The following is a 24,403-nucleotide window of genomic DNA, read 5'->3' as shown; positions in this document are numbered from 1 at the left end:
CTACCCCGAGGCGACGGCGGCGTCCCTGGTCTTCCCCGAGTCGCTGCGCTCCTGCCCGCCGGTGTCCGACGGCGTGCCCTTCAGGCCGCGCCAGAACAGGTTGATCATCAGCTCGGCGGCCTCGTCGACGTCGGCGTCGCCGGTGCTGACCCGGGTGGCGATCGCCTCACCCGCGCCCACGAGCGCCACCGCCATCATCTCGAAATCGGTGTCCGGCTCCGGATGACGGGTGCCTTCCTGCAGCAGCCGGCTGACCAGTTCGATGATCCGTTCGCGGCCCTCGCGCACGGTGTGGGCGAAGGCCTGCGAACTGGTCGCCTGCGTGTACAGCACCATCCACGATGCGCGGTTGGTGTCGATGTAGGTCAGGAACGACAGCACCGCGTTGCGCAGGAGGTCCCGCGCACCCTGCGAGAAGTCGATCTTGCTGCGCACCTCGTCGACGAACCGGCTGAGCTCGCGGTCCAGGCAGGCACCGAAGAGCTCCTCCTTGGAGCCGTAGTAGAGGTAGAGCATCGGCTTGGAGATCTGCGCCTCGGCGGCGATGGCGTCCATCGAGGTCTCGTGATAACCGTTCACCGAGAACATCTGAACGGCCGCGTCGAGCATCTGCTGCTCGCGCACCGCGCGTGGCAAACGCTTCGTCCCACCGGCCATCGTTCAAGGGTAAGCAATCGGCCGCCCCGGGGCCGACTCAGTGTCGCGAACTCCGGGCGGACCATACGCCGCGCGCCTTGTGCGCATTTTCGACACCAGGGTTGTGCAAACGCTTGGAGAAGGCTGATTCAACGACCATGGTGACGAAGACGAGAACAAGGGCGCGCATGGGTGAGGGAGGGCCGGCGGATGATCGGTGAAGCTACGCCGACTGGTGACCGCCCCGACGTATTCTCCGGCGTGCGCGACGACGTGCCCGACGCGCTCGCCCGGCACCTGCGCGCCGTCCACCTCATCGACCACCACGTCCACGGCACCTTCACCCGGGCCGTCGACCGGGCCGGTTTCGAGGCGGCGATCAACGAGGGGTCCACCGATCCGGTGCCCGCGTTCATGACGCAATTCGATTCACCGCTCGGCCTGGCAATTCGCCGGTGGTGCGCCCCGGTGCTCGGCCTGGAATCACTCACCGGCGCCGACGAATACTGGTTTCGGAGGGCGCAATTCGGGCCGGACGAGCTGACGGAGCGTTTCCTGCGGGCAGCGGGCGTGGCGCGCTGGGTGGTCGACACCGGATTCAAGGGTGACCAGATCACCACACCCGCACAGATGACGGCACTCAGCGACATCCCGTCGTCGTCGGTCCTACGGCTGGAACGGCTGACCGAGGACCTCCTCGAAGCCGGGATCTCGCCGCAGGAGTACCCCGAAGCGTTCCGGGCAGCACTCGACGACGCCGTCACGGACCCGCACACCGTCGGGGTGAAGACCATTGCCGCGTATCGCACCGGATTCGACGTCGACTGGTCACGTCCGCCGGACGCAGATGTCGCCGCGGCGGCGGACCGGCTCGTGGCGCGGGGCGGCGAGTTGCGCGTCGACGATCCCGTGCTGATCGCGTTCGGGGTGCACGAGGCCGCCGAGCGCGGGCGGCCCATTCAGGTCCACGTCGGATTCGGTGACCGCGATCTGGACCTGAACCGCACCGATCCGCTGCTGCTGTTGCCGCTGCTGCGCACGATCACCCCGGTTCCCGTCATGTTGCTGCACTGCTACCCGTTCCACCGCCAGGCCGGTTACCTCGCCCAGGCGTTCGACCACGTGCACTTCGACGTCGGGTTGGCGATCAACTTCCTGGGCGTGCGGTCGACGTCGCTGGTCGCGGAAGCACTGGATACTGCGCCGTTCGCCAAACAGCTGTATTCGTCGGACGCGTTCGGGCCACCGGAGCTGCACCTGCTGGGGTCGGTGCTGTGGCGGCGCGCGATGGGCCTGGTGCTGGGCGACTGGATCCGCACCGGCGCCTGCACCGAGGAAGACGCCATCCGGATCGTCGACATGATCGGGGTGCACAACGCAGCACGGGTGTACGGTCTGACCTAAGTGGACTACAGTCCGATTAGGGACGTCGACGCACAGGAGGGCCCGATGACCGAACTCGACAAGGACGCGCTGACTGCGGATCCGGAGGCGCTAGGTGCGTTCAACCGCCGCATCGTCGAGGAGTTCCGCACCAACGCAGGAGACGTTCCCAGCGTGCCGGGCGGCGCGTTGCTGTTGCTGCACACGACCGGCGCGAAGTCAGGCGAACCGCGGCTGACGCCACTGGCGTATCTCGACGTCGAGCACGGGTGGGTCGTCCCCGGCTCGTCGCTTGGCTCGGACAAGAACCCGGCGTGGGTGCACAACCTGCGGGCAAATCCGCAGGCCCGCGTCGAGGTCGGCACGGACGAGTACGACGTCATCGCGCGGGAACTGCACGACGGCGAGCGGGAGGCGCTGTTCGCGGCGTTCGCCCAGCGCGCGCCGGCGCTTGCGCAGCACCAACAGCACACCGAACGCGTCATCCCGCTCTTCGAGCTCCGACGGACGACACCATGACAACGTGCCGTGCGGTCACCACAGCCGGCCGACGGGCCCGCGAGCCGCTCAGCCGCCGCAGCGCGGATTCGGGCCCTTGACCGCCGCGACCCGCAGCACCGACTGATCGACCCGCGCCATCGTCAGCTCGCCGTCGGCCAACGCCTGCTCGAGCCGGTCGAGCACCGCGGGCACCTCGGCCGTCGTCACCCACAGCGCGGTGTCGGCACCGGCCTGCAGAGCGCGCAACGCCGCGTCGGCCACCCCGTACCGGTCGGTGATCGCCCGCATGCCGGAGATGTCGTCGGTGAACACCGGGCCGTTGAACGGCGGGCCGCCGTAACCGCCCGAACGCAGCAGCGCGTACGCCGCCGGGCTCAGGCTCGCCGGATCGCCGCCGGTCAGGCCGGGGACCTGCATGTGGCCGACCATCACACCGACCGGCGCCTGCGACGTGAGCGTGCGGTACGGGATGAGGTCGCGGTTCTGCAGTTCCTCGACCGGCGGGGTGACGACACCCTCGGCGTGCGAGTCGCCCGAGGCGTTGCCGTGGCCGGGGAAGTGCTTGAGCACCGGCAGGACGCCGGCGTCCCGCAGCCCACGGGCGTACGCGCCGGCGTATTCGGTGACGGTCTGCGGGTCGGCGCCGAAGGACCGGTCACCGATCACGGTGTTCGCCCCGGCGTCGGTGATGTCGACGACGGGTGCGAAGTCGATCGTCACGCCGAGGCGCCGCATCGCCTGACCGCGCTGCAGCGCGATGCCGTAGACCTCGTCGGGCGTCGAACTCTGCGCCAGTGCACGCGCCGACGGCTGGCTGCCGATCAGCCCGGCCAGCCGCGACACCCGGCCGCCCTCCTCGTCGACGCTGACCGCCAGCGGAAGCGGCGCCGCGCCCCCCGCGATCTCGGCCAGCGGGGCACCGAGCATCGACAAATCGGTCCAGCTGCCGATCATGATGCCGCCGATGTGATGGGTGTCGACCACCGCGCGGGCGTCGGCGGCATCGGAGACGCCGACCATCAGCAGTTGGGCGAGCTTGTCCCGCGTCGACAGTTCGGAGAGCACCGCGGCGCCCTGTCCGCACGCCGGGGCGCCGGGCGCCAGGGGGATCGGCGCCTTCAACGGGACGTTCGGGACGGCGGCGCTGCTGGTTTCCTGGGGCGCCGGTGCCGCCACGGGTTGCTGTGACGGCGACGAACACGCCAGCACTCCCGACGTCGCGACCAGTACGCACAGTCCTCGGGTCCAAGCCATGGGGCCTGACACTAACGGCTCCGGCAGCAGGGGTCGATCCCCTAAGGTCTGAGGAGAACCAGGAGGTGTGATGACCGCCGAAGCCGACGACTTGGCCGCGGAGGTCGCCCCTGAGGTCATGATGATCGCCTACGACGGCACCCGCAACGCCCGCCGCGCCGTGCACTACGCCGGCCGGTTCCTCTCCGCCAATCGCGCGGTCCTGCTCACGGTGTGGACCCCGGCGTCGCGCGCGACCGAACCGGTGGCGGTCGATCTCGACGGCCCGCCGGACCCCGCGGACGTCGACGACGTGGACATCGCCCACGCCGACGCCCAGAGCACCAACGCCGAGGGCGTCGCGCTCGCCCGTTCCGCCGGTCTGGCGGCCGAACCACTGTGCGTCCCGACGATGAGCACGGTGTGGAACACGATCATCGAGACCGCCGACGCGCTGGACGCCGATCTGATCGTCACCGGCACGCGCGGCACCACCGGCCTGCGCTCGCTGCTGCAGTCCAGCGTCGCCGACCGGGTGCTGCGGCACGGGCACCGTCCGGTGCTCATCGTGCCTCCGGGCCGCTGACCGGCCGCATGCTAGTTTTGGCCCCATGGATCGGTTCATCGTCCCCGCCGCGGCCAGCATCGTCGTCGGCCTGCTGCTCGGGGCGGCGGCCGTGTTCGGGGTGACGTTGATGGTGCAGGAGGACAGTAAGCCTCCCCTGCAAGCGGGCGATCCGGCGTCATCGGTGCTCAACAGGGTCGAGTACGGCGACAGAAGTTAGTTCCCGGGTCGCGGCTCATTCGGCCGTAGCCGCTGACGCAGTCCCGCCGCTGTCGCGGCGATGGCTGTGGGTGGCCGCCGCGGTGGCCCTCGTCCTGACTTTCGCCCAGTCACCCGGACAGATCTCACCCGACACCAAACTCGATCTCACCGCCAATCCGCTGAGGTTCCTCGCCCGCGCCGCGAACCTGTGGAACAGCGACCTGCCGTTCGGGCAGGCCCAGAACCAGGCGTACGGCTACCTGTTCCCGCACGGCACGTTCTTCCTCGCCGGTGACCTCCTCGGGCTGCCCGGATGGGTGACGCAGCGGCTGTGGTGGGCGCTGCTGCTGACCGTCGGGTTCTGGGGTGTGGTCCGGGTCGCCGAGGCGCTCGGCCTGGGCAGCCCCACCTCCCGCGTCATCGGTGCGGTCGCCTACACCCTGTCGCCGCGGGTGCTGACCACCTTGGGCGCACTGTCGTCGGAGACGCTGCCGATGATGCTGGCGCCCTGGGTGCTGCTGCCGGTGATCTATGCCCTCCGCGGACAGGGCTCGACGCGGATGCTGGCCGCCCGCTCGGCGGGCGCGATCGCGCTGATGGGTGCGGTGAACGCCGTCGCCACCCTCACCGGCTGCCTGGCCGCGGTGCTGTGGTGGGCGTGCCACCGGCCCAACGGACTGTGGGTGCGGTTCACCGCGTGGTGGTTCGGCTGCGCCGCGCTCGCCGTGCTGTGGTGGGTGATCCCGCTGCTTCTGCTCGGCAAGATCAGCCCGCCGTTCCTCGACTTCATCGAATCCTCCGGTGTGACCACGCAGTGGATGTCGCTCACGGAGATGCTGCGCGGCACCGGCAGCTGGACACCGTTCGTCGCACCCACCGCGACGGCCGGTTCGACGCTGGTCACCGGCACGCTGTCGGTACTGGCGACGACGCTGGTGGCCGCGGCGGGGCTGGCCGGTCTGGCGCTGCGGTCGATGCCGGCCCGCGGCCGGTTGATCACCATGCTGCTGGTCGGGGTGGCGCTGCTCGCGGCGGGTTACTCCGGTGGGCTGGGCTCGCCGATCGCGTCGGCGGTTCAGGCGTTCCTCGACGGTGACGGCACCCCGCTGCGCAATCTGCAGAAGCTCGACCCGGTGTTGCGGCTGCCGCTGGCGCTGGGCGTGGTCCATCTGCTGGCCCGCATCCCCTTGCCCGGCAGCGCGCCGCGGCCGGTGTGGCTGCAGGCGTTCGCCCATCCCGAACGTGACCGGCGGGTGGCAGTGGGCATCGTCGTCCTCGCCGCCCTGGCCGCGGGCACCTCGCTGGCGTGGACGGGCCGGCTGACCGCCCCGGGAGCGTTCACCGCCATCCCGGACTACTGGCACGAGACCGCGGCGTGGCTGGACGCCAACAACACCGGTGACCCCACGGCGGGGCGGGTGCTGGTGGCGCCGGGGGCACCGTTCGCCACCCAGGTGTGGGGCAGCAGCCACGACGAACCCCTGCAGGTTCTCGGCCAAAGCCCTTGGGGTGTGCGGGATTCGATACCGCTGACCCCGCCGGAGACCATCCGCGCCCTCGATTCGGTGCAGCGCCTGTTCGCCGCGGGCCGCCCCTCCGCGGGACTCGCAGACACCCTTGCGCGCCAAGGAATTTCGTACATCGTGGTGCGCAACGACCTCGACCCCGAGTCGTCCCGCTCCGCGCGGCCCGTGCTGGTGCACCGCGCGATCGACGGCTCACCCGGACTGAGGCGGGTCGCGCAGTTCGGTGACCCGGTCGGCGCAGGCACCCTCGAGGGCTTCGTCTCCGACAGCGGACTGCGGCCCCCCTATCCGGCCGTCGAGATCTATCGCGTTGACACCCAACAGAATCCGTCGGCGCCGTACCTCGTCGACGCCGAGGCGATGGCACGGGTCGACGGTGCGCCCGAGGCACTGCTGCGCCTCGACGAACGCCGTCGCCTGCTCGACCGGCCGCCCCTGGGCCCGATGCTGCTGACCGCCGACGCCGAACGCGCCGGGCTACCCGCGCCGCTGGTGACCGTCACCGACACCCCGGCCGCGCGGGAGACCGACTACGGCCGCGTCGACGACCATTCGTCGGCGATCCGCACCCCCGACGATGCGCGGCACACCTTCAACCGGGTGCCCGACTACCCGTCCGACGGTGCCGACCTCGTCTACGGCCGGTGGACCGGCGGCCGGTTGTCCGTGTCGAGTTCGGCGGCCGACTCGACCGCACTGCCGAGCGTCGCGCCCGCCACCGGTCCGACCGCGGCCATCGACGCCGACACGTCGACGAGCTGGGTGTCCAACGCTCTGCAGGCCGCGCTCGGGCAGTGGCTGCAGGTCGACTTCGACAAACCCGTCACCAACGCCACCATCACCATCACGCCCAGCGCCACCGCGGTCGGCGCGCAGATCCGGCGAATGGAGGTGGCGACCGTCAACGGCACCAGCACCCTGCGCTTCGAGGAGGCCGGCAAACCGCTGACGGTGGCTCTCCCCTACGGCGAGACCCCCTGGGTGCGGATCACCGCGACCGGGACCGACGACGGTTCGGCGGGCGTGCAGTTCGGCATCACCGACCTGTCGGTCACCCAATACGACGCGAACGGTTTCGCGACGCCGATCCAGCTGCGGCACACCGTCGAGGTGCCCGGGCCGCCCGCGGGTTCCGCCGTCGCGCTGTGGGACCTCGGCGCGGAGCTGCTGGGCCGGCCGGGCTGCGTGGACAGTCCCGACGGCGTGAAATGCGCTGCCGCCATGGCGCTCTCCCCCGAGGAGCCGGTGAACCTGAGCCGGACGCTGACGGTGCCGGAGCCGACAGAGGTGCGGCCGACGGTGTGGGTGCGTGCGCGCCAGGGTCCGCGACTGGCCGAGCTGATCCGCCAGCCCGGCACCACCCTGGTGGCCGGTGACGCCGACGCCCTCGACGTCCTGGGGTCGGCCTTCGCCGCCGGCGACGGCGACCCCCGCACCGCGTGGACCGCCCCGCAGCGCGTCGTACAGCAGCACAGCGCACCGACGCTGACGCTGACGCTGCCAGCCCCGGCCGAGGTCGCCGCGCTACGGATCACGCCGAGCGCGACCGAGCCGCCCGCCCATCCGACGATGGTCGCGGTCGACCTCGGTAACGGCGCGCAGGCACGTCGCCTCTCCGGTGACAGCGACACGCAGACCATCCCGTTGGCACCGCACCGAACCGACACCGTCGAGCTGTCGCTGCTGGACTGGAACGACATCATCGACCGCACCTCGCTCGGCTTCGATCAGCTCAAACCGCCCGGCCTGGCCGAAGTGACCGTGCTGGACCGGCGTGGCAACCCGATCGCGGCGGCCGACGCGGCCGGGAACCGTGCCCGCACCGTGAGCGTGCCGTGCGGACAGGGTCCGATCATCGGCGTCGCCGGACAGTTCGTGCCCACCTCGGTGACCACCACCGTCGGGGCGTTGCTCGACGGTGAACCCGTACCCGCCCGGCCGTGCCGCACCGAGCCGATCCCCCTGCCCGCAGGCGAGCAGGAGCTGCTGATCAGCCCCGGCGCCACCTTCGTCGTCGACGGGGTTCAGCTGGCCGCGCCCTCGGCCCGCGACATCGCGCCCGCACCGACGACCCCCGCCGACACCGGCGCGTGGAGCGCCGACCGGCGCGAGGTGACCGTGACCGGGGCGCCACGCGACCGCGTGCTGGTGGTGCCCGAGAGCGTCAACCCGGGATGGCGGGCCCACGGCCCGGGCGGTGACGCGCTGACTCCCGTGGTGGTCAACGGCTGGCAGCAGGGGTGGGTGGTACCCGCGGACGCCGACGGGGCCGTCACGCTGTCCTTCGCGTCGAACACGCTCTACCGCGCCGGACTGCTCTCGGGACTGGCGCTGCTGCCCGTCCTCGCACTGCTGGCCTGGCTCCCCGCGCGCCGCCGCCGCGACGATGAGCCCGCGCGTCCATGGCGGCCCCCGGTGGCGGTGGCCGTGGCGGGTGCGCTGACCGTCGGGGCGGTGATCTCCGGATGGGCCGGGCTACTCGTGGTCGGCGCTGCGCTCGGGGCACGATTCCTGTTGCGGCACCGGGAACGGCTCCTCGACCGGCTCACCCTCGGTGTGAGCGCCGGCGGACTGACGCTGGCCGGTGCGGTGCTGTCCCAGAACCCGTGGCGTTCAGTGGACGGGTACGTCGGACATTCGGCGGGTGTGCAGCTGCTGGCGCTGATGTCGGTGGCGGCGCTGGCCGCCTCAGCGGTGCCGCTCAGCGGACGGTCCGCACCGCGATGAAATGCCGCAACGTCGACTCGCCGTGCACGAACCGCTCGAGTTCCTGTTCGAGGGCGAGGTCCAGACCCGTCTGACGGACGAGGTGCTGGCGCAGGTGTTCGTCCCAGGACCGGACGACGAACAACTCGACGAAGGTGTCGGCGGATTCGCCGCTGCGGAACAGCCCCCACTGCATCGCGCCGGTGCGCTGCCGCGACCGCCGAACCCGATCCATCGCCGACAGGAAGCCCGCTTCGTCCTCCGGGGTCACCAAGTAGGACTGGAGCACCACGACCGGTCCGTCCTGCGGGTCGGGCTCGAACAGCAGGGCGGGTTCGCCCCAGTGCGCCGACGGGGTGACGTCGATGTGCCCGGTGCCGGGGTGCAGCGGCCACCAGATGACCGACACCGCGCACCCGACGAGAAGGCCGGCGCTGATCAGCAACGACGTCACACCGCTCGTCGCGCCCGCGACCAGACCCCACACGAGCGAGCCGATCGCCTGCCCACCCATGAACGCCAGCTGGTAGACCGACAGGCCGCGCGCCCGCACCCAGGCGGGCAGGCTCAGCTGCATCGACGCGTTGAGCGTCGACAGCGTCAGCAGCCACGACACCCCGCCGAGCACCAGCGCGGCGAGGACCACGGCCAGGACATGCACCGTCGCCAGCACCGCGGTCGCGGCCGCGAAGCCGACCGCCGCCATCGCCAGCAGCTGGTTCTGCCCGAAGACGGCCTGCAGCCGCGACAAGGCCACCGCGCCCAGCACCGCCCCGACGCCCAGCGCACCGAGCAGCAGCCCGTATCCCGACGACGACAGGTTCAGCTGGTTCGCGGCGATCACCGCGAGCAGGCCCCACAGGGCGCTGGCCGGAGCGATGAACAGCACGGTACGCAGCAGGATCCGCCGGATCACCGGCGAGCTGCGGATGAACCGTCCGCCGGCGCTGAGCGCGGACATCGGCCGCTCGACGGGCATCAGCGATTCGGTGGCGGGCCGCCGCCACGCCAGCAACACCATGACGATGCCGATGAACGAGAACGTGTTGAGCGCGAACACCGTGGTGGGACCCCACAGCGACACCAGGACGCCCGCGATCGCGGGGCCGATCGCCCTCGCCCCGTTCATGCTCATGCTGGTCAGCGCCGCTGCAGCCGGAATCTGTTCCCGCGGAACCAGTTCCGGCTGAATCGCCTGCCAGGCCGGGGCTGTCAGCGCCTGTCCGCAGCCGATCACGAACAGCAGGAGCAGCAGGACGGTCGGCGTCGCCAGCCCGAACCCGCTCAACAGCGCCAGCGTGGCCACCCCGGACGCCATCGCGCCCTGGGTGGCGAGCAGCAGCCGCCGCCGGTCGATCAGGTCGGCGAGCACCCCCGAGGGCAGCGCCAGCAGCATGACCGGCAGGGTCGTCGCGGTCTGCACCAGCGGCACCAGCACCGCGGCCGCGGGGTCGCCGACGAGCATCCACTGTGCGCCGACGGTCTGCATCCACGTGCCGAGGTTCGACACGAACTGCGCGATCCACAGCGCCCGGTAGACCGGCGACGCCAGCGGCGCCCACGAGGACACCACGGGTCGTGGTAGCGGTGTGGCCATGCGGTGTTCCTCCCTGAGGTCGGTACCGGGTACCCACTGCGGCGGCCGGTAAGAGCGGCGGCCGGTGAGAGCAGACGTGCGCCGATCCCATCAAACGCCGACACCCCGTCTGCCGCAGCCCTAGCATCGGGCTTGTGCCACAGTTGAATACCGCGGCGGGCGCGATCGACACCACCGACCTCGGCGTCACGCTCATGCATGAGCATGTGTTCATCATGACCACGGAGATCCTGCTCAACTATCCGGAGGCGTGGGGTGACGAGGGCAAGCGCGAAGCCGACGCGATCGCCCGGCTCGACGAACTGAAGTCACGCGGGGTCGACACCATCGTCGACCTCACCGTGGTGGGGCTGGGCCGCTACATCCCCCGCATTGCACGCATCGCCGCGGCCACCGACCTCAACATCGTCGTGGCGACCGGGCTGTACACCTACAACGACGTGCCGTTCTTCTTCCACTTCACCGGCCCCGGGACCGCACTGGGCGGTCCGGAGGTCATGGCCGACATGTTCGTCCGTGACATCGAGCACGGTATCGCCGACACGGGCGTGAAGGCCGCGATCCTCAAGTGCGCCACGGACGAACCCGGCGTCACCCCGGGCGTGGAGCGGGTGCTGCGAGCGGTCGCGCAGGCGCACCGCCAGACCGGGGTGCCGATCTCCACCCACACCCACGCCGCCACGCGGCGCGGGCTCGAGCAGCAGCGCGTCTTCGCCGAGGAGGACGTCGACCTGTCGCGGGTGGTGATCGGGCATTCCGGTGACACCACCGACCTGGACTATCTCGAAGAGCTGATGGCGGCGGGCTCCTACATCGGCATGGACCGGTTCGGGGTCGACGCGTTCCTGGGGTTCGAGGACCGGGTGGCGACCGTGGCGACGCTGTGCGAGCGCGGCCACGCCGATCACTTGGTGCTGTCCCACGACGCCTCCTGCTACTTCGACGCGCTGCCGGAGGAGGCGGTGTCGGCGGTGATGCCGAACTGGCACTACCTGCACATCCACAACGACGTGCTGCCCGCGCTGCGCGCCCGCGGAGTCAGCGACGAGCAGCTCACCACCATGCTCGTCGACAATCCGCGGCGCATCTTCGAGCACTCGGGCGGGTACTGAGGTGGTCGACGGCGTACCCCCGATCGGGACGCAGTTCTCGGATCTGGCGGCGCGCGATCCCGACGCACCGGCGCTCACCTGCGCCGGCCGCACCGTCACCCGCGGTGAACTCGACGCGTCGACCAACCGCCTGTCCCGCGCGTACGCCGACCTGGGTGTGCGACAGGGTGATTACGTCACGGTGCTGCTGCCCAACTCCATCGAGTGGGTGGAAGCGGTGCTCGCGACGTGGAAGCTAGGCGCGGTGCCGCAACCGCTGTCGGCCCGGCTACCGGACGCCGAGCTCGCCGGCCTGCTGGCGCTGCGTCCACCCGCCCTGCTGGTCGGGCGTACCGATCCCAACGGCGTATCGCCCAGTGTGCCAGTCGACTTCGTGCCGGACCCGGCGCTGTCGGCCGATCCGCTGGCCGCAGCCGTCTCACCGGTGTGGAAGTCGATGGCCTCCGGCGGCAGTACCGGCAGACCGAAGCTCATCGAGGCCGGCGGCGACAGCCGGGTGCCGTCGGCGATCGGTCTGCCGCTGGGCGCCGAACCCGGCGACGTCAACCTGATCTCAGTGCCGATGAGCCACAACACCGGGTTCACGACGTTCGCGATCGGCCTGTTGATGGGCCACCACCTGGTGCTGATGCCCCGGTTCGACCCGCACGAGTTCCTCCGCCTGGTCACCCACCATCGGGTCACGTTCCTGACCACGGTGCCCACGATCATGCAGCGGCTGCTGCCCGTGTACCGAGCCGATCCCGACGCCTACGACCTGTCGTCGATCCGGCGGTTCTGGCATGTCGGGGCGCCGTGCCCGCCAGCGGTCAAGGAGGCCTGGATCGACCTGCTGGGGCCGCAGGTGCTGTGGGAACTGTACGGCGGCACCGAGTTACAGGCGCTGACGTTCATCTCCGGTGAGCAGTGGCTGGCCCACCGCGGGTCGGTGGGTGTCGTGGTGGCCGGGGAGATGACGGTGCTCGACGACGACGGCAACCCGTGTCCGACCGGCGTCGTCGGCGAGGTCTACATGCGCCGCTCGCCGGGCGCCGCGCCCACCTACCGGTACATCGGCAGCACCGCCAAGAGCCGCGACGGGTGGGACTCGCTGGGCGATCTCGGCTATTTCGACGACGACGGTTTCCTCTATCTCAACGACCGGCGCGTCGACATGTTCACCGTCGGCGGCCGCAACGTGTACCCGGCCGAGATCGAGTCGGCGCTCTCGGCGCATCCCGAGGTGCTGTCGTGCCTCGTGGTCGGTGTCCCGGACGACGACCTCGGCCAGGTGCCCTACGCGCTGGTGCAGCCACTGGCCGGATCGGCGCTCGACGAGGCGGCGGTGACGGCGTTCGTGGCCGAACGCCTGGCGGCCTACAAGGTGCCGCGCACGGTCGAGTTCACCGACCATCCGCTACGCGACGACGCGGGCAAGGCCCGCCGGTCGGCGGTGCGCGCGGAGATCATCGCGAGATCGGCTGGGGCACGTCGCTGACGGTTCGGTCATACACGGGCAACTTCTCGACGTTGGCCTCGCGGCGCAGTGCCGTGACGGCGAGGTGTGCCGCACGACCAATGGCGTGGTCCACGATCGGCAGGTAGACGTCTGACCGGGCGGCCCTGGTGAACACCGACACCGCGATCGGGACCTCGTCCGGGTATGCAATGATCGCGACCTCGTTGCGGATGGGTCCGATCGTGCCCGTCTTTCCGGCGACCGTGACGTCGGCGTATGGGAACGCCGACCGAATACGGTGCGGCCAGATCTGCTGGGCCAGGATGGATCTCATCGTCGCGCAAGTATCGGGTGATGCCACCGCATCGGTCCAGATCCCGGCCAGCACCCGGTTGATGTCCGCTGCGCTGGTTGCGGTCGTGTATGCCGGGTCGAATGCCGCGCTTTCGTGGATCGCGTTGTTGCTGGCCAGCAGGCCCACCGCCTCGCCGAGGGAAAGGGCGCCGGTGTCATGGATGACCTGCTTCTGCAGCGCGGCGGTGCCGCCGACCACCCGGGTCGCCGCCAACCCCAGCTCGTCGATCAGGGCGTGCACCGCGTCCAGCCCCACAGCCGCCAACAGCACATCGGCGGCCGCGTTGTCCGACAGCGTGATCATGAGGCGGCTGAGGTCCAGCCAGGACAGCGTGACCGGATCGCTGAACAGGCTCAGCCCCGTTGGGCCGGGGGTGCATTCACGCGGCACCACCCGGACGGTGGCGTGCGGGTCGAGTTGGCCGGCGTCGAACGCGCGGCCGACCGCGAGGAGTACCAGCACCTTGTACACCGACGCGGCGACCACCGGCGACTCCCCGCCGAGGTCGACGGCGGGTCCCGGTCGACCGACCAGTTCTGCACGCAGCCAGCCGCGGCAACCGGCGTCGGCGAATACAGCTGCGATGTCGTCCTCCACGCTCATCGACTCGCCCGCAACAATTCTCGGTCGACGGCGTACACCAGGTGATCGAGGTCCAAGCCCGCCGTGGCCACGATACGCACCCGCATCGCGACCTCGTCGACGAGCATCCGCCGGTGGACGGTGCCGGTGTGCACCGGCGCCCCACCGGTTGCCATCCCAAAACAACCGCCGGAGGCAACCGCAGCGGACACGTCGCGATGGGTGGCGGCCGGCCGGATCACGACGTCCAGGCCGCGCCGGCGCAAACTGTCCAACAGCAGGTCGTATCCGGCCGGGTTCGCCTCCCGGGGCACGGTCGCGAGCTCGAGGTCGCTGAGCATCTGCGCGCGTGGCGATTTCGCTTTCGCCGCCCGGTGCCCGGCCGGCAGCACCACGCTGCGGTTCAGCGTCACGACCGGACCCGCGATCACGCCGTCGACCAGTGTCGGGTGTTCGACGACCGCAAGCTGCAGCACGCCTCGCCGGACATCGGAGACGAGCTGGACGGTGTCCGCGGTCACCGTCCTCACCGGGGCGCCGGCCGGCGTCATCGCCCGTCTGAGGCCGTCGACGCAGCGAGCCACGACCTCGTCGTCGAGTTGCGGTGTCGCACCCCAGCGCAGCACGTGTAGCGCGCCGAGCAGGTCTGCGGCGTCGTCGAGGAACCGCCGCGAATCCTCGATGATGAGCCGGGCACGCGGTAGCAGGGCCGCTCCCTCCGCGGTCACCATGGCGCCGTCGCGGGCGCGTTCGATCAACCGCAGGCCGAGGTGGGTCTCGAGACGCCGCAAACCCTGCGACACGGGCGGCTGGGTGAGACCCAATGTCGTCGCGGCCCGGCCGAAATGCCGGTGTTCGGCGACGGCAACGAAGTACTGCAGATGCCGGACCAGATCCACACCTCTATACAACACGACACCGGCGCCGATCCGGTGCGGCCACCGAGTCGGATCAGGCGCCCGAAATCCGGCCACCCGCAGCGGTGATTCGCAGAGGCTATCGACGGCGCGCCTCATCTGACATGGCGGCCGGGTCGGCGGGCGTGGTTCTTTCACACCATGAACCCCCAGCTGAACCGGCGTCGAGCCCTTGGCGCCCTGCTCGCCCTGACCGCCGGAACCGTGGCCTGCCAGCGCATCGCCACCGCGGTGCCCGATCTGCCCGATGACGAACTCCGCGGACTCGAACAGCGGTACGGCGCGAAGATCGGCCTGTTCGCGATCGACCTGAACTCATCGGCGACGGTCAGCAACCGGGCAGACGACCGGTTCTCGATGTGCTCGACCTTCAAGGCCTACGCCGCCGCGCGGGTGCTGCAGCTAGTCGACAACGGGCAGTTGCGCCTCGACACCCCGGTGCCCGTTGCCGAGCGCGACGTAGTGACCTATTCGCCGGTCACCGCGCCGCGGGCGGGATCGGACATGGCACTGGCCGAGGTGTGTTCGGCGGCGCTCGTCCACAGCGACAACACCGCGGGCAACCTGCTGCTGCGCCTGATTGGCGGGCCGCCCGCCATCACCACGTTCGCCCGGTCGGTCGCCGACGACCAGTCCCGGCTCGACCGCTGGGAGACCGAGTTGAACAGTGCGACACCCGGTGACCCGCGGGACACCACGACCCCCCGGGCCCTGGGCCACGGCTACCGCGAAGTGCTCACCGGTCGCGCGCTCAGCGCGGGCGCCAAGGACCACCTACTGGACTGGATGCGTGAGAACGTCACCTCTGGCAAACGTTTCCGAGCAGCGCTGCCGAGCGGCTGGACCAGCGCCGACAAGACGGGAGGCGGCGATTACGGCTCCACCAACGACTCCGGGCTGCTGATCGGTCCCGCCGGTCAGCGCCTCGTCGTCACCGTGCTGACCCGCTCCCTCGACGATCGCAAGGACGCCGGGCCGTTCAACGACGCGATCGCCGACGCGGTTCGGGTGACACTGCGCCGGCTGGGCCATGCCCCCTAGATCATCGCGAGATCGGTTCGGGCACGTCGCTGACCGCACTGTCGAGCGGCGGCGCCTTGTGCGCCGGGGTGGCGCGGCGGAACTCCCAGCGCCGCAACGCTTCTCGGGCCGGGCTTTCCACCAGCGCGTAGCTCACCGCGGCGATCGCGAAGCCGAACATCAACGTCAGCGTCAACACCAGCGGCATGCGCCCGTTGAACGCGAAGGCGCCGACCATCGGGAAGACCATCGCCAGCGCGGCGAGGTGCCAGACGAACAAGCCGTAGGACCATCGGCCGAGCGTGACCATCACCCGGCTGCCCAGGATCCGGTGCGGGGTGTCCGGCCGGTCGAGCACCAGGGGTGCGAGCAGTGCCGCAGCCACCACGGCGCCCATCGCGGTCTTGAGCGTGACCTGGGCGACGGTGCCCGGCTGCAGACCCTCCCGGCCGGCGAGCGGTGACGCGGCGATCGCGAAGGCCGCGACCGCGATGAGCGCCATGAGGGTGCGCTGCCGAGCCAGCCGGTGGGCCCAGCCGACCGGCATGACGGTCAGTTCCGCGAGCACCATGCCCGCGGCGAACCAGGAGAAGAAGGCGGGCGGCCAGTTCCACAGGTTGTGCCCGGAGTCGGGGTCGAACGGGATGTACACCCAGAACAGGCTCGCCACCGCGACGGCGACGATGGCCGGGATCCGCGCCGCGGCGGGCAGCCGGCGCGCCAGCAGCGCCAGCACCGGCAGCGCGAGGTAGAAGCTCACCTCGACCGACAGACTCCACATCTGGGTGAGCCCCGCGGTCAGCGTCAGCGGCACGTAGATCTGCGCCAGGCTGAGGTTGGCCAGCCACACCGTGAGGTCCGGTTTGGTGTCGGGGAACATCATCAGGATGATCACGACCGCGACGAGATAGCCGGGCATGATGCGCACGAGGCGCGACCGCAGGTAGTGCGCGGTCGGCGGGGCGGTCCGCAGTCCCCGCGCGGCGGCGGCGTGGCCGCGCCACAGCAGGAAACCCGACAGTGCGAAGAACACCGCGACCGCCAGGTCGAACCGACCGAAGAACCGCCCGTCGACCCCGCCGGTGTGACCGGTCTGGAAGGCGACGTGGGTGACGACGACGCCGATGGCCGCGCAGGCGCGCATGCCCTCGACGGCGGGCAGGAACGACCGCGTTCCGCCGATCTCCTCGGTGCTCGTCACGGCGCCCAGTGTGCCAGCGAGGCAGGTCGGCGCGGACGGCTCCGAGGGTCTCGTAGTAAATTCGCGCCTTAATGTCTGCTGTTAGGGTCAAACGGGTTTTGCCGGTCCGAGCCGAAGGAGGCACGGTTTGAACCGCGCAGTGGCGCTGCGGATCGCGGCGTGCGGACTCATGGGGCTCGGTGCTGCCCTACTGATCGCCGCGCTGTTGCTTTCCACCTATACCGAGGGCAAGATCGCCAAGGTTCCGCTGGACATCGACACCACGTTGATCAGTGACGGAACCGGCACATCCTTCGATCCGGCCTCGCTCCTGGGCGAGCGCTTCGTCGTCGACCGTGACGTGCCGATGGTGTTCCAGCAGCAGATCAGCGTGGAATCACCGTCCAACGCCGACGTGGTCACCCTGCAGGTCGGCAGCTCGCTGCGCCGCACCGACAAGCAGCAGGAGAACGGTCTGCTGCTGGCGATGGTCGACACCGTGACGATGGACCGCAGCAATGCGATGGCCGTGTCGAGCGAGAGCAACCCGGGTGGTGCGGTGCAGAAGCCGCGGGCCATCGCGGACGACCAGCCGCCGACCAACATCGCACTCCCGCACGACGGGCTGACCTATCGCTTCCCGTTCGACACGGAGAAGAAGACCTACCCGCTGTTCGACCCCATCGCCCAGAAGGCCTACGACGCCAACTACGACGGTGAAGAAGACGTCAACGGGTTGACCGCCTACAAGTTCACCCAGAACGTCGGTTACGACGCCGAGGGCAAGCTGGTCGAACCGGTGAAGTACGCCTCGCTGTACGAGGACGACGCCGACAGCCAGGTCACCGCCCGCGCCGAGCTGTGGGGCGTGGAGGGTGATCCGCAGGAGCCGATCACAATGAGCCGGTTCTACGCCGCGGAGCGCACGCTCTGGGTGGATCCGGTGTCGGGCACCATCGTCAAATCCGACGAGCACGCCTACCACTACTACGCACGGGACGCGCTGCGGCCCGAGGTGACGTTCGTGGACTACACGGTCACGACGAACGAGGAATCGGTCGAATCCCAGGTCGCCAGCGCACGCAGCGAGCGCGACCGGGTGGCGCTGTGGGGCCGCATCCTGCCGATCACGTTCACCGCGGTCGGACTGGTGCTGCTGGTCGGCGGGGCTCTGCTCGGCTCGTTCAGTCTGCGCGCGGAGTCGGCGCTCATCGACCCCGGCCTCGACGAGGCCGACCACGGGTTCTTCCAGCGCGACGACGCCGGTGAGCCGGTGCCGGGCGCGGAGGCCAAGACCGAGAAGTTGCCGGCCCAACGGCCGACCGATCTACCGCCCGACAGACCGGTCTGATCTCCCGCTACCTCCCGCCGGTCTACGCGCTGGCGCTGTCGCTGATCGTGACCGCGCCGCTGCTGGCACCTGGTTATCTACTGTTGCGCGACGCGGTGTCGACGCCGCGGTCCTATCTGACCGATGCGGCGCTCGGCCTGTCCGAGGCCGCGCCGCGCGCGCTACCGCAGGACTTCGCTCTGGCGCTGGCGTCGCACGTGCTCGACGGCGGCGTGGTGGTCAAGGCGCTGCTGGTGGCCGGGCTGTGGCTGGCTGGATGGGGTGGCGCGCGGCTGGCTGCGACGGTGGTGCCCGACGCCGGGGTGGCCGGTCAGTGCGTCGCGGTCACGGTCGCGGTGTGGAATCCGTACGTCGCCGAGCGCCTGCTGCAGGGGCACTGGAGCCTGCTGGTCGGATACGGCGCTCTGCCGTGGGTGGCGACCGCGGTGCTGCGCCTGCGGGACGGCTCGGGCCGGTGGTGGCCGCTCCCCTTCTGGATCGCCCTGGCCGGGCTGACGCCGACGGGTCTGCTGCTGGCCGCGACGGTGGCGTTGGTGAGCGTGTGCGCACCGGGTACGGACCGCCGCCTGAAGGTGGTGGCCGTGACGCTGGTGGCGGCGGTGGTGAGCGCAATGCCGTGGCTGGTGGCGGCCGCGGTGTCGGGGTCGCTGGCCGCGTCACCCGCCGCGGGGATACCGGCGTTCGCGGCGCGGGCCGAACCGGATCTGGGGACGCTCGGCAGCCTGGCCGGGTTCGGCGGCATCTGGAACGCGGATGCGGTACCCGGCTCGCGCGCATCGGGCTTCGCCGTCGTCGCGACTCTTACGCTGCTCGCGGTGGTGGTGGCGGGGGTTTCGGTGGTGTGGCGGCGGCGGGCGGCGGTACCGCTGCTCGTCCTGGCTGCTGCGGCGGTGGTGCTGCCCGCGGCGATGGCCACCGGTCCGGGGCTCGCGGCCGTGGAGCAGACGGTGCGGGCGCTACCTGGCCTGGGTGTGCTGCGGGACGGGCAGAAGTGGGTGGCGCTGGCGTTGCCGGGCTATGCGATCGCCGGTGCCGGCGCGGTTCTGGTGTGGCGGCGGGTGCCCGCGGTGGCGGCCGCCGCGGTGTGTTGTGCGGCGCTGATAGCGGTGCTGCCCGATCTGGCCTTCGGCGTCGGCGGGAAGATGCGGGCGGTCCAGTACCCGCCCGGGTGGGTGGCCGCCGCGGCGATGATCAACGCCGATCCCCGTCCGGTCGCGGTGTTGCCGCCGGACAGTATGCGTCAGTTCGACTGGGCCGGTGAGGCGCCGGTGCTCGACCCGCTGCCGCGCTGGGTGCGTGCCGAGGTGTTGAGCACCGGGGACCTGGTGATCGGCGGGACGACGGTGCCCGGCGAAGGGGTGCGGGCGCGGGCCGTGCAGGAGCTGTTGTTGCGGGGGGCGCCGGTATCAGAGTTGGCGGCCGCGGGTGTCGGCTGGGTGGTCGTCGAATCCGGAAGCGCCGCAATGGATCTCCCGCTGGCCTACCGTGACGAGGGGTTGACGGTCTACCGGGTCGGGGGTGAGCGGCCCGCGTCGCCGCACCGCGGCCTGCTGATCGCCGCGCATGGGGCGTGGCTGGCGCTGCTGGTGGGTTCGTTGTTTGCCGGCGTGATCGGGCTGCGGCGCGGAGCTACACCACGCCGCTGACGAACCGTCCGGACAGCATCGCGTCGAACACCTCACGCATCCCCGAAGCGCTCTGCCGCCATGAGAACTCGACGCTTCGCGCCTGGGCCTTCGCGCCGAGTTGCTCACACAGCACCCGGTCGCCCAGCAACCGGTCCAGTGCCTCGACCAGCTCGTCGCGGTCGTCGACCAGCAGACCGGTCACCCCGTCGACGATCGAATCGGTCAGTCCGCCCGACGAGCGGTAGCCGATCGTCGGCACGGCGTGCTGACCGGCTTCAGTGACCGCCAGCCCCCAGCCCTCCTTGCGTGACGGCAGCACATGCACCCAACTCCGTTGCAGTACTTCATGCTTCGCGACGTCATCGACGTGACCGTGGAACGTGACCGCATCGGAGATGCCCGCCAGCCGGGCGTGATCGACGAGCTTCTGCTGCCACCAGCCGCCGCCGACCACGTCGAGGTGCAGGTCGGGGATCTGCGGACGCAGTGCCACGACGGCGTCGAGCGCGTCTTCGATCTGCTTGTGCGGCACCAACCGCGACAGCACCGCGATGCGCGGTGTGGCCGAGCGCGGAAGCGTGAGCGTGGCAGCCGGCGCCTCGTCGAGCCCGTTGCGCACCACGGCGATGCGCCCGCCGTCGACTCCGAGGTCGGTCAGATCACGCGCCGACGGCAGCGACACCGTGACGTACTGCGCCCGCCGGTGCGCGCGGGGCGACACGACCGATTCGACGAACCAGCCGAGCCGGCGCAGCACCGGACCCGCGACCGGCCACTGCTCGCGGTGGCAGTGGTGCACCAGCACCACGACCCGGCGGCCGAAGATCAGCCGCGCCAGAAACGGCACGCCGTTCTGGGTGTCGACGACGACGTCGGGGCGCACCCCCCGCAGCGGTCCGAGGCCGATGCGGGCCAGCGCCATCACCAGCAGCGCCCACGGGTAGACCGAGTAGCGGCCGCCGCCCCGGCTGACGTGGACACCGTCGACCACCTCGCGGCGCGCAGCGCCCGGATACGAGGCCGTGCGCAGCGCCACCCGCACGCCGGATGCGGCCAGCTGCTCGCCGATGCGCTGCAGGTACATCTCGCTGCCGCCGCCCTGCGGGTGCCCGATATCCCGCCAGCACAGCAGCAGGACGGATCGAAGCGGGCGCGCGGACATCGGGGGCCAGCCTAACCGCTGCGTAGGGTCGATCGCGTGTCCGCTACCGAGCTGTTCGCCCGCCGCGCGACCCTGTCGCGGTCGGTTCGATTGCTCAGTGAATTCCGCTTCGAACAGTCCGATCCGGCCCGGTTCTACGGCGCGCTCGCCGACGACACCGCCGCGATGGTGGCCGACCTGTGGCTGGGGGCGACGGGGCAGGATGCCGCGGGCCGCACGGTCCTCGACGTCGGCGGCGGGCCCGGGTTCTTCGCCGCCGCATTCGCTCGGCACGGGATGGACTACGTGGGCGTCGAACCCGACCCGCGGGAGATGCACGCAGGCCCGGCGGCCACCGGGCGCGCCGGCCGCTACGTGCGCGCCTCCGGCATGTCGTTGCCATTCGCTGATGGCAGTGTCGACATCTGTCTCTCATCGAACGTCGCCGAGCACGTACCGCAACCGTGGCGCCTCGGGGCCGAGATGCTGCGCGTCACCCGGCCGGGCGGACTGGCGATCCTGTCGTACACGGTGTGGCTCGGCCCGTTCGGCGGGCACGAGATGGGCCTGACGCACTACCTCGGTGGCGCCCGGGCCGCCGCCCGGTACACCCGCAGACATGGCCACCGACCCAAGAACGACTACGGATCGTCACTGTTCGCGGTGTCCGCGCGCGACGGCCTCCAGTGGGGTGCCAGCACCGGCGCCCTAATCGCCGCATTCCCCCGCTACCACCCGCGATGGGCGTGGCGGACGACAAAAGTGCCGGGTTTGCGGGAGTTCGCGGTGAGCAACCTCGTCCTGGTCCTGCAGCGCTGACTGCAACAGGTTCTCGTTTCCCGCGAATCTAGGTAGTGTGACGCTCATGACACAAACCGTGCAGGCAGGCGCAGACACGACGCACAAGTCCACGTGGGACAAGCTCTTCATCGGCGGCCAGTGGGTCGAACCGTCGACCTCCGAGGTCATCGACGTGCACTCCCCGGCGACGGGCGAGAAGGTCGGTCAGGTGCCGCTGGCGGCCGCGGCCGACGTCGACGCGGCCTGCGCGGCCGCGCGCAAGGCCTTCGACGAGGGCCCGTGGCCGAGGATGTCGCCGGACGAGCGCGCGGCGATCCTCGGTGCCGCGGTCAAGCTCATGGAGGAGCGCGGTGACGAGCTGAAGTCCCTGCTCGCCGCCGAGACCGGTCAGCCCCAGATGATCGTCGACATGATGCAGTACGGCGCGGCGATGTCGGCGTTCACGTACTACGCAGGCGCGGCCGACAAGTTCCGCTGGAGCGAGATCCGCGACGGCATCTACGGCCAGACGCTGGTCACCCGCGAGCCGATCGGTGTGGTCGGAGCGATCACGGCGTGGAATGTGCCGTTCTTCCTGGCCGCCAACAAGCTGGGCCCCGCGCTGCTGGCCGGCTGCACGCTCGTGCTCAAACCCGCCGCCGAGACGCCGTTGTCGGTGTTCGCGATGGCCCAGATGTTCGCCGAGGCCGGGCTGCCCGAAGGCGTGCTGTCGGTGGTGCCCGGCGGCGCCGAGACCGGCCGCGCGCTGACCGCCAGCGACGAGATCGACAAGTACACGTTCACCGGCAGCTCCGCGGTCGGCAAGGAGATCGGCAAGCTGGCCGCCGAGAAGCTCAAGCCCTGCACGCTCGAGCTGGGCGGGAAGTCCGCGGCGATCGTGCTCGAGGATGCCGACCTGGATTCGACGCTGCCCATGCTCGCGTTCTCCGGGGTGATGAACTCCGGGCAGGCGTGCGTCGCGCAGACCCGCATCCTCGCGCCGCGCTCCCGCTACGACGAGGTGGTGGAGAAGCTGGCCAACTTCGTCTCCGCGATGCCCGTCGGCCTGCCCGACGATCCGAACGCCGCCATCGGCCCGCTGATCAGCGAGAAGCAACGCGAACGCGTGGAGAGCTACATCAAGAAGGGCACCGAGGAGGGTGCGCGGGTGGTCGCGGGCGGCGGCCGTCCCGAAGGTCTGGACAGCGGCTGGTTCGTGCAGCCGACCGTGTTCGCCGACGTCGACAATGCGATGACCATCGCCCAGGAGGAGATCTTCGGGCCGGTGCTGGCGGTGATCCCCTACGACACCGAAGACGACGCGATCCGCATCGCCAACGACTCGGTGTACGGGCTCGCGGGCAGCGTGTGGACGACCGACAACAAGAAGGCGCTCGAGGTGGCGAGCAAGATCCGCACCGGCACCTACGCGGTCAACATGTACGCATTCGATCCCGGGGCGCCGTTCGGCGGCTACAAGAACTCGGGCATCGGCCGGGAGAACGGCCCCGAAGGCATCGAGCAGTACTGCCAGGCCAAGAGCACGCTGCTTCCGTTCGGCTACACCCCGGAGTAGTCGCGCCGGCCGGGCCACGCAAAAAGGCTCCCACCGCTGGTGGGAGCCTTTTTGTGGGCGCGAAGTTGGTGTGGCGCTCGCCCCGGGGCCGCCGGGGCGGGCGCCGGGGATCATTATGCACGCGCACATATTCCCCCGCCACTCCCTCCGTAAACATGTGCCTGTTGTGTCACTTCATGCCCTGTTCTATGATTTCCGTCATAGAGAGAGGCACGCCATGTGGGTGGTCGAGATCAACATCGTCGGCTTGCGGTTCGTCCACCACCCGCGCCGTGTGCGCCTCGCCTTCTCACCGCGCGGCCTCGCCTGGCGAACGACGCCGCAGCGCCCGCCTCGTGTCGCCTGACCGGACACCGATGACCAACACCCGCACCAAGCGCGGTTCGACGCGCACCAACATGCTGATCGGCGCCGCCGAAGTCCTCCGCGAGCGCGGAGCGGCCGGCGTCACCATCGACGAAGTGCTCCAGCGCAGCGGCGCGCCCCGCGGCAGCGTCTACTACCACTTTCCTGAAGGCCGCAACCAGATCGTCTCCGAAGCGCTGCAGTTGGCCGGGGAGTCCATCACCTCGCTGATCGACGAGGCGGCCACCAAGGGCGGTCTGCACCTCGTACGCCGGTTCGTCGAGTTCTGGGACCGCGTGCTCGCCGACAGTGACTTCACGGCGGGCTGCCCGGTGGTGGCCGCAGCGATCGGGTCCGCCGAGGACGGGCCGCAACTGACGACGGTCGCCGGGGCGATCTTCGGGCACTGGCGCGATGCGCTGGGGCGCGCGTTCGTGGTCGACGGGTGCGAGGAGAGCGAGGCGGCCTCGCTGGCGATCACGAGTATCGCCGCGCTCGAGGGCGCCGTCGTGCTGTGCCGGGCGACGCGCAGCCTGGACCCACTGCGCCAGGTGCACACCCAACTCGAGTTCCTGATCACATCGCGGGAGTTCATCCGCCGCAACGGTATTCCCACGATGACCAGCTGAC

Annotated in this window: 20 protein-coding genes; 13 read left to right on the top strand and 7 right to left on the bottom strand. The window is 70.5% G+C overall.

Annotation, left to right across the window (positions count from 1 at the left end):
• Positions 1-657, bottom strand: coding sequence for a TetR/AcrR family transcriptional regulator (locus tag I7X18_RS01525; RefSeq protein ID WP_193044886.1), 657 nt, complete (start codon positions 655-657; stop codon positions 1-3).
• Positions 658-846: 189 nt separating this feature from the next.
• On the opposite strand from I7X18_RS01525, the gene I7X18_RS01520 reads away from it, so the two are divergent.
• The gene (locus tag I7X18_RS01520; protein WP_193044887.1) at positions 847-2,040 is read left to right on the top strand and encodes an amidohydrolase family protein; all 1,194 of its coding nucleotides are present in this window, start codon (positions 847-849) and stop codon (positions 2,038-2,040) included.
• 45 nt (positions 2,041-2,085) lie between these two features.
• Positions 2,086-2,538, top strand: coding sequence for a nitroreductase/quinone reductase family protein (locus tag I7X18_RS01515; protein ID WP_193044888.1), 453 nt, complete (start codon positions 2,086-2,088; stop codon positions 2,536-2,538).
• Positions 2,539-2,586: 48 nt separating this feature from the next.
• On the opposite strand, the gene I7X18_RS01510 is transcribed toward I7X18_RS01515, so the two are convergent.
• Positions 2,587-3,774: a glycoside hydrolase family 3 N-terminal domain-containing protein gene (locus tag I7X18_RS01510; RefSeq protein ID WP_193044889.1), complete on the bottom strand. Its 1,188-nt coding sequence runs from the start codon at positions 3,772-3,774 to the stop codon at positions 2,587-2,589.
• 70 nt (positions 3,775-3,844) lie between these two features.
• On the opposite strand from I7X18_RS01510, the gene I7X18_RS01505 reads away from it, so the two are divergent.
• The 3 genes from I7X18_RS01505 to I7X18_RS01495 all read left to right on the top strand — a co-directional run bounded on the left by I7X18_RS01505 (position 3,845) and on the right by I7X18_RS01495 (position 8,772).
• Positions 3,845-4,339 (top strand): universal stress protein, encoded by a 495-nt coding sequence (locus I7X18_RS01505; RefSeq protein ID WP_193044890.1) that lies wholly within the window; start codon positions 3,845-3,847, stop codon positions 4,337-4,339.
• Between the two features lie 25 nt (positions 4,340-4,364).
• Complete coding sequence (locus I7X18_RS01500) at positions 4,365-4,538, top strand: DUF2613 domain-containing protein (protein WP_011557654.1); 174 nt, start codon at positions 4,365-4,367, stop codon at positions 4,536-4,538.
• A gap of 70 nt (positions 4,539-4,608) precedes the next feature.
• On the top strand, positions 4,609-8,772 hold the full coding sequence (locus tag I7X18_RS01495) for an alpha-(1->3)-arabinofuranosyltransferase (RefSeq protein WP_232375382.1): 4,164 nt from the start codon (positions 4,609-4,611) through the stop codon (positions 8,770-8,772).
• Here I7X18_RS01495 and I7X18_RS01490 read toward each other — a convergent pair.
• Complete coding sequence (locus tag I7X18_RS01490) at positions 8,747-10,348, bottom strand: MFS transporter (protein ID WP_193044891.1); 1,602 nt, start codon at positions 10,346-10,348, stop codon at positions 8,747-8,749. The genes I7X18_RS01495 and I7X18_RS01490 overlap by 26 nt on opposite strands.
• Before the next feature lie 134 nt (positions 10,349-10,482).
• Here I7X18_RS01490 and I7X18_RS01485 point away from each other — a divergent pair, with 134 nt between their 5' ends.
• Together I7X18_RS01485 and I7X18_RS01480 are read left to right on the top strand one after the other, a co-directional pair.
• Positions 10,483-11,460: a phosphotriesterase family protein gene (locus I7X18_RS01485; RefSeq protein WP_193044892.1), complete on the top strand. Its 978-nt coding sequence runs from the start codon at positions 10,483-10,485 to the stop codon at positions 11,458-11,460.
• A 1-nt stretch (position 11,461) separates the two neighbouring features.
• Positions 11,462-12,937: an AMP-binding protein gene (locus I7X18_RS01480; protein ID WP_193044893.1), complete on the top strand. Its 1,476-nt coding sequence runs from the start codon at positions 11,462-11,464 to the stop codon at positions 12,935-12,937.
• Here the strand turns inward: I7X18_RS01480 and I7X18_RS01475 are convergent.
• Entirely contained in the window at positions 12,906-13,856 is a 951-nt protein-coding gene (locus I7X18_RS01475; RefSeq protein ID WP_193044894.1) for a serine hydrolase, read from the bottom strand. The genes I7X18_RS01480 and I7X18_RS01475 overlap by 32 nt on opposite strands.
• Complete coding sequence (locus I7X18_RS01470; RefSeq protein WP_193044895.1) at positions 13,853-14,734, bottom strand: LysR family transcriptional regulator; 882 nt, start codon at positions 14,732-14,734, stop codon at positions 13,853-13,855. The genes I7X18_RS01475 and I7X18_RS01470 overlap by 4 nt, the downstream gene beginning before the upstream one ends.
• 159 nt (positions 14,735-14,893) lie before the next feature.
• Here I7X18_RS01470 and bla point away from each other — a divergent pair, with 159 nt between their 5' ends.
• Positions 14,894-15,793: a class A beta-lactamase gene (gene bla / locus I7X18_RS01465; RefSeq protein ID WP_193044896.1), complete on the top strand. Its 900-nt coding sequence runs from the start codon at positions 14,894-14,896 to the stop codon at positions 15,791-15,793.
• A gap of 1 nt (position 15,794) precedes the next feature.
• Here bla and I7X18_RS01460 read toward each other — a convergent pair whose 3' ends face one another.
• Positions 15,795-16,973 carry an acyltransferase family protein gene (locus I7X18_RS01460; RefSeq protein ID WP_404822747.1) on the bottom strand — a complete coding sequence of 393 codons (1,179 nt, stop codon included), beginning with the start codon at positions 16,971-16,973 and terminating at the stop codon, positions 15,795-15,797.
• Between the two features lie 127 nt (positions 16,974-17,100).
• On the opposite strand from I7X18_RS01460, the gene I7X18_RS01455 reads away from it, so the two are divergent.
• Both I7X18_RS01455 and I7X18_RS01450 read left to right on the top strand, forming a co-directional pair.
• The gene (locus I7X18_RS01455; protein WP_193044897.1) at positions 17,101-18,303 is read left to right on the top strand and encodes a cell envelope lipid trafficking protein PgfA; all 1,203 of its coding nucleotides are present in this window, start codon (positions 17,101-17,103) and stop codon (positions 18,301-18,303) included.
• Positions 18,304-18,350: 47 nt separating this feature from the next.
• Positions 18,351-19,949, top strand: coding sequence for an MmpA family trehalose lipid delivery protein (locus tag I7X18_RS01450; protein ID WP_232375381.1), 1,599 nt, complete (start codon positions 18,351-18,353; stop codon positions 19,947-19,949).
• Here the strand turns inward: I7X18_RS01450 and I7X18_RS01445 are convergent.
• Positions 19,933-21,093, bottom strand: coding sequence for a glycosyltransferase family 4 protein (locus I7X18_RS01445; protein WP_193044898.1), 1,161 nt, complete (start codon positions 21,091-21,093; stop codon positions 19,933-19,935). The genes I7X18_RS01450 and I7X18_RS01445 overlap by 17 nt on opposite strands.
• Before the next feature lie 36 nt (positions 21,094-21,129).
• On the opposite strand from I7X18_RS01445, the gene I7X18_RS01440 reads away from it, so the two are divergent.
• From I7X18_RS01440 to I7X18_RS01430, 3 genes are all read left to right on the top strand, one after another.
• On the top strand, positions 21,130-21,891 hold the full coding sequence (locus I7X18_RS01440; protein WP_193044899.1) for a class I SAM-dependent methyltransferase: 762 nt from the start codon (positions 21,130-21,132) through the stop codon (positions 21,889-21,891).
• Between the two features lie 46 nt (positions 21,892-21,937).
• Positions 21,938-23,428 carry an aldehyde dehydrogenase gene (locus I7X18_RS01435; protein WP_193044900.1) on the top strand — a complete coding sequence of 497 codons (1,491 nt, stop codon included), beginning with the start codon at positions 21,938-21,940 and terminating at the stop codon, positions 23,426-23,428.
• 356 nt (positions 23,429-23,784) lie between these two features.
• Positions 23,785-24,402, top strand: coding sequence for a TetR/AcrR family transcriptional regulator (locus tag I7X18_RS01430; RefSeq protein ID WP_193044901.1), 618 nt, complete (start codon positions 23,785-23,787; stop codon positions 24,400-24,402).
• Position 24,403 lies beyond the last annotated feature (1 nt).

Source organism: Mycolicibacterium baixiangningiae (genome assembly GCF_016313185.1).
In the GTDB taxonomy this organism is placed as follows: Bacteria; Actinomycetota; Actinomycetes; order Mycobacteriales; family Mycobacteriaceae; genus Mycobacterium; species Mycobacterium baixiangningiae.
Note: the sequence above shows the minus strand (reverse complement) of the source record. Positions and strands in the feature narration are given on the sequence as shown.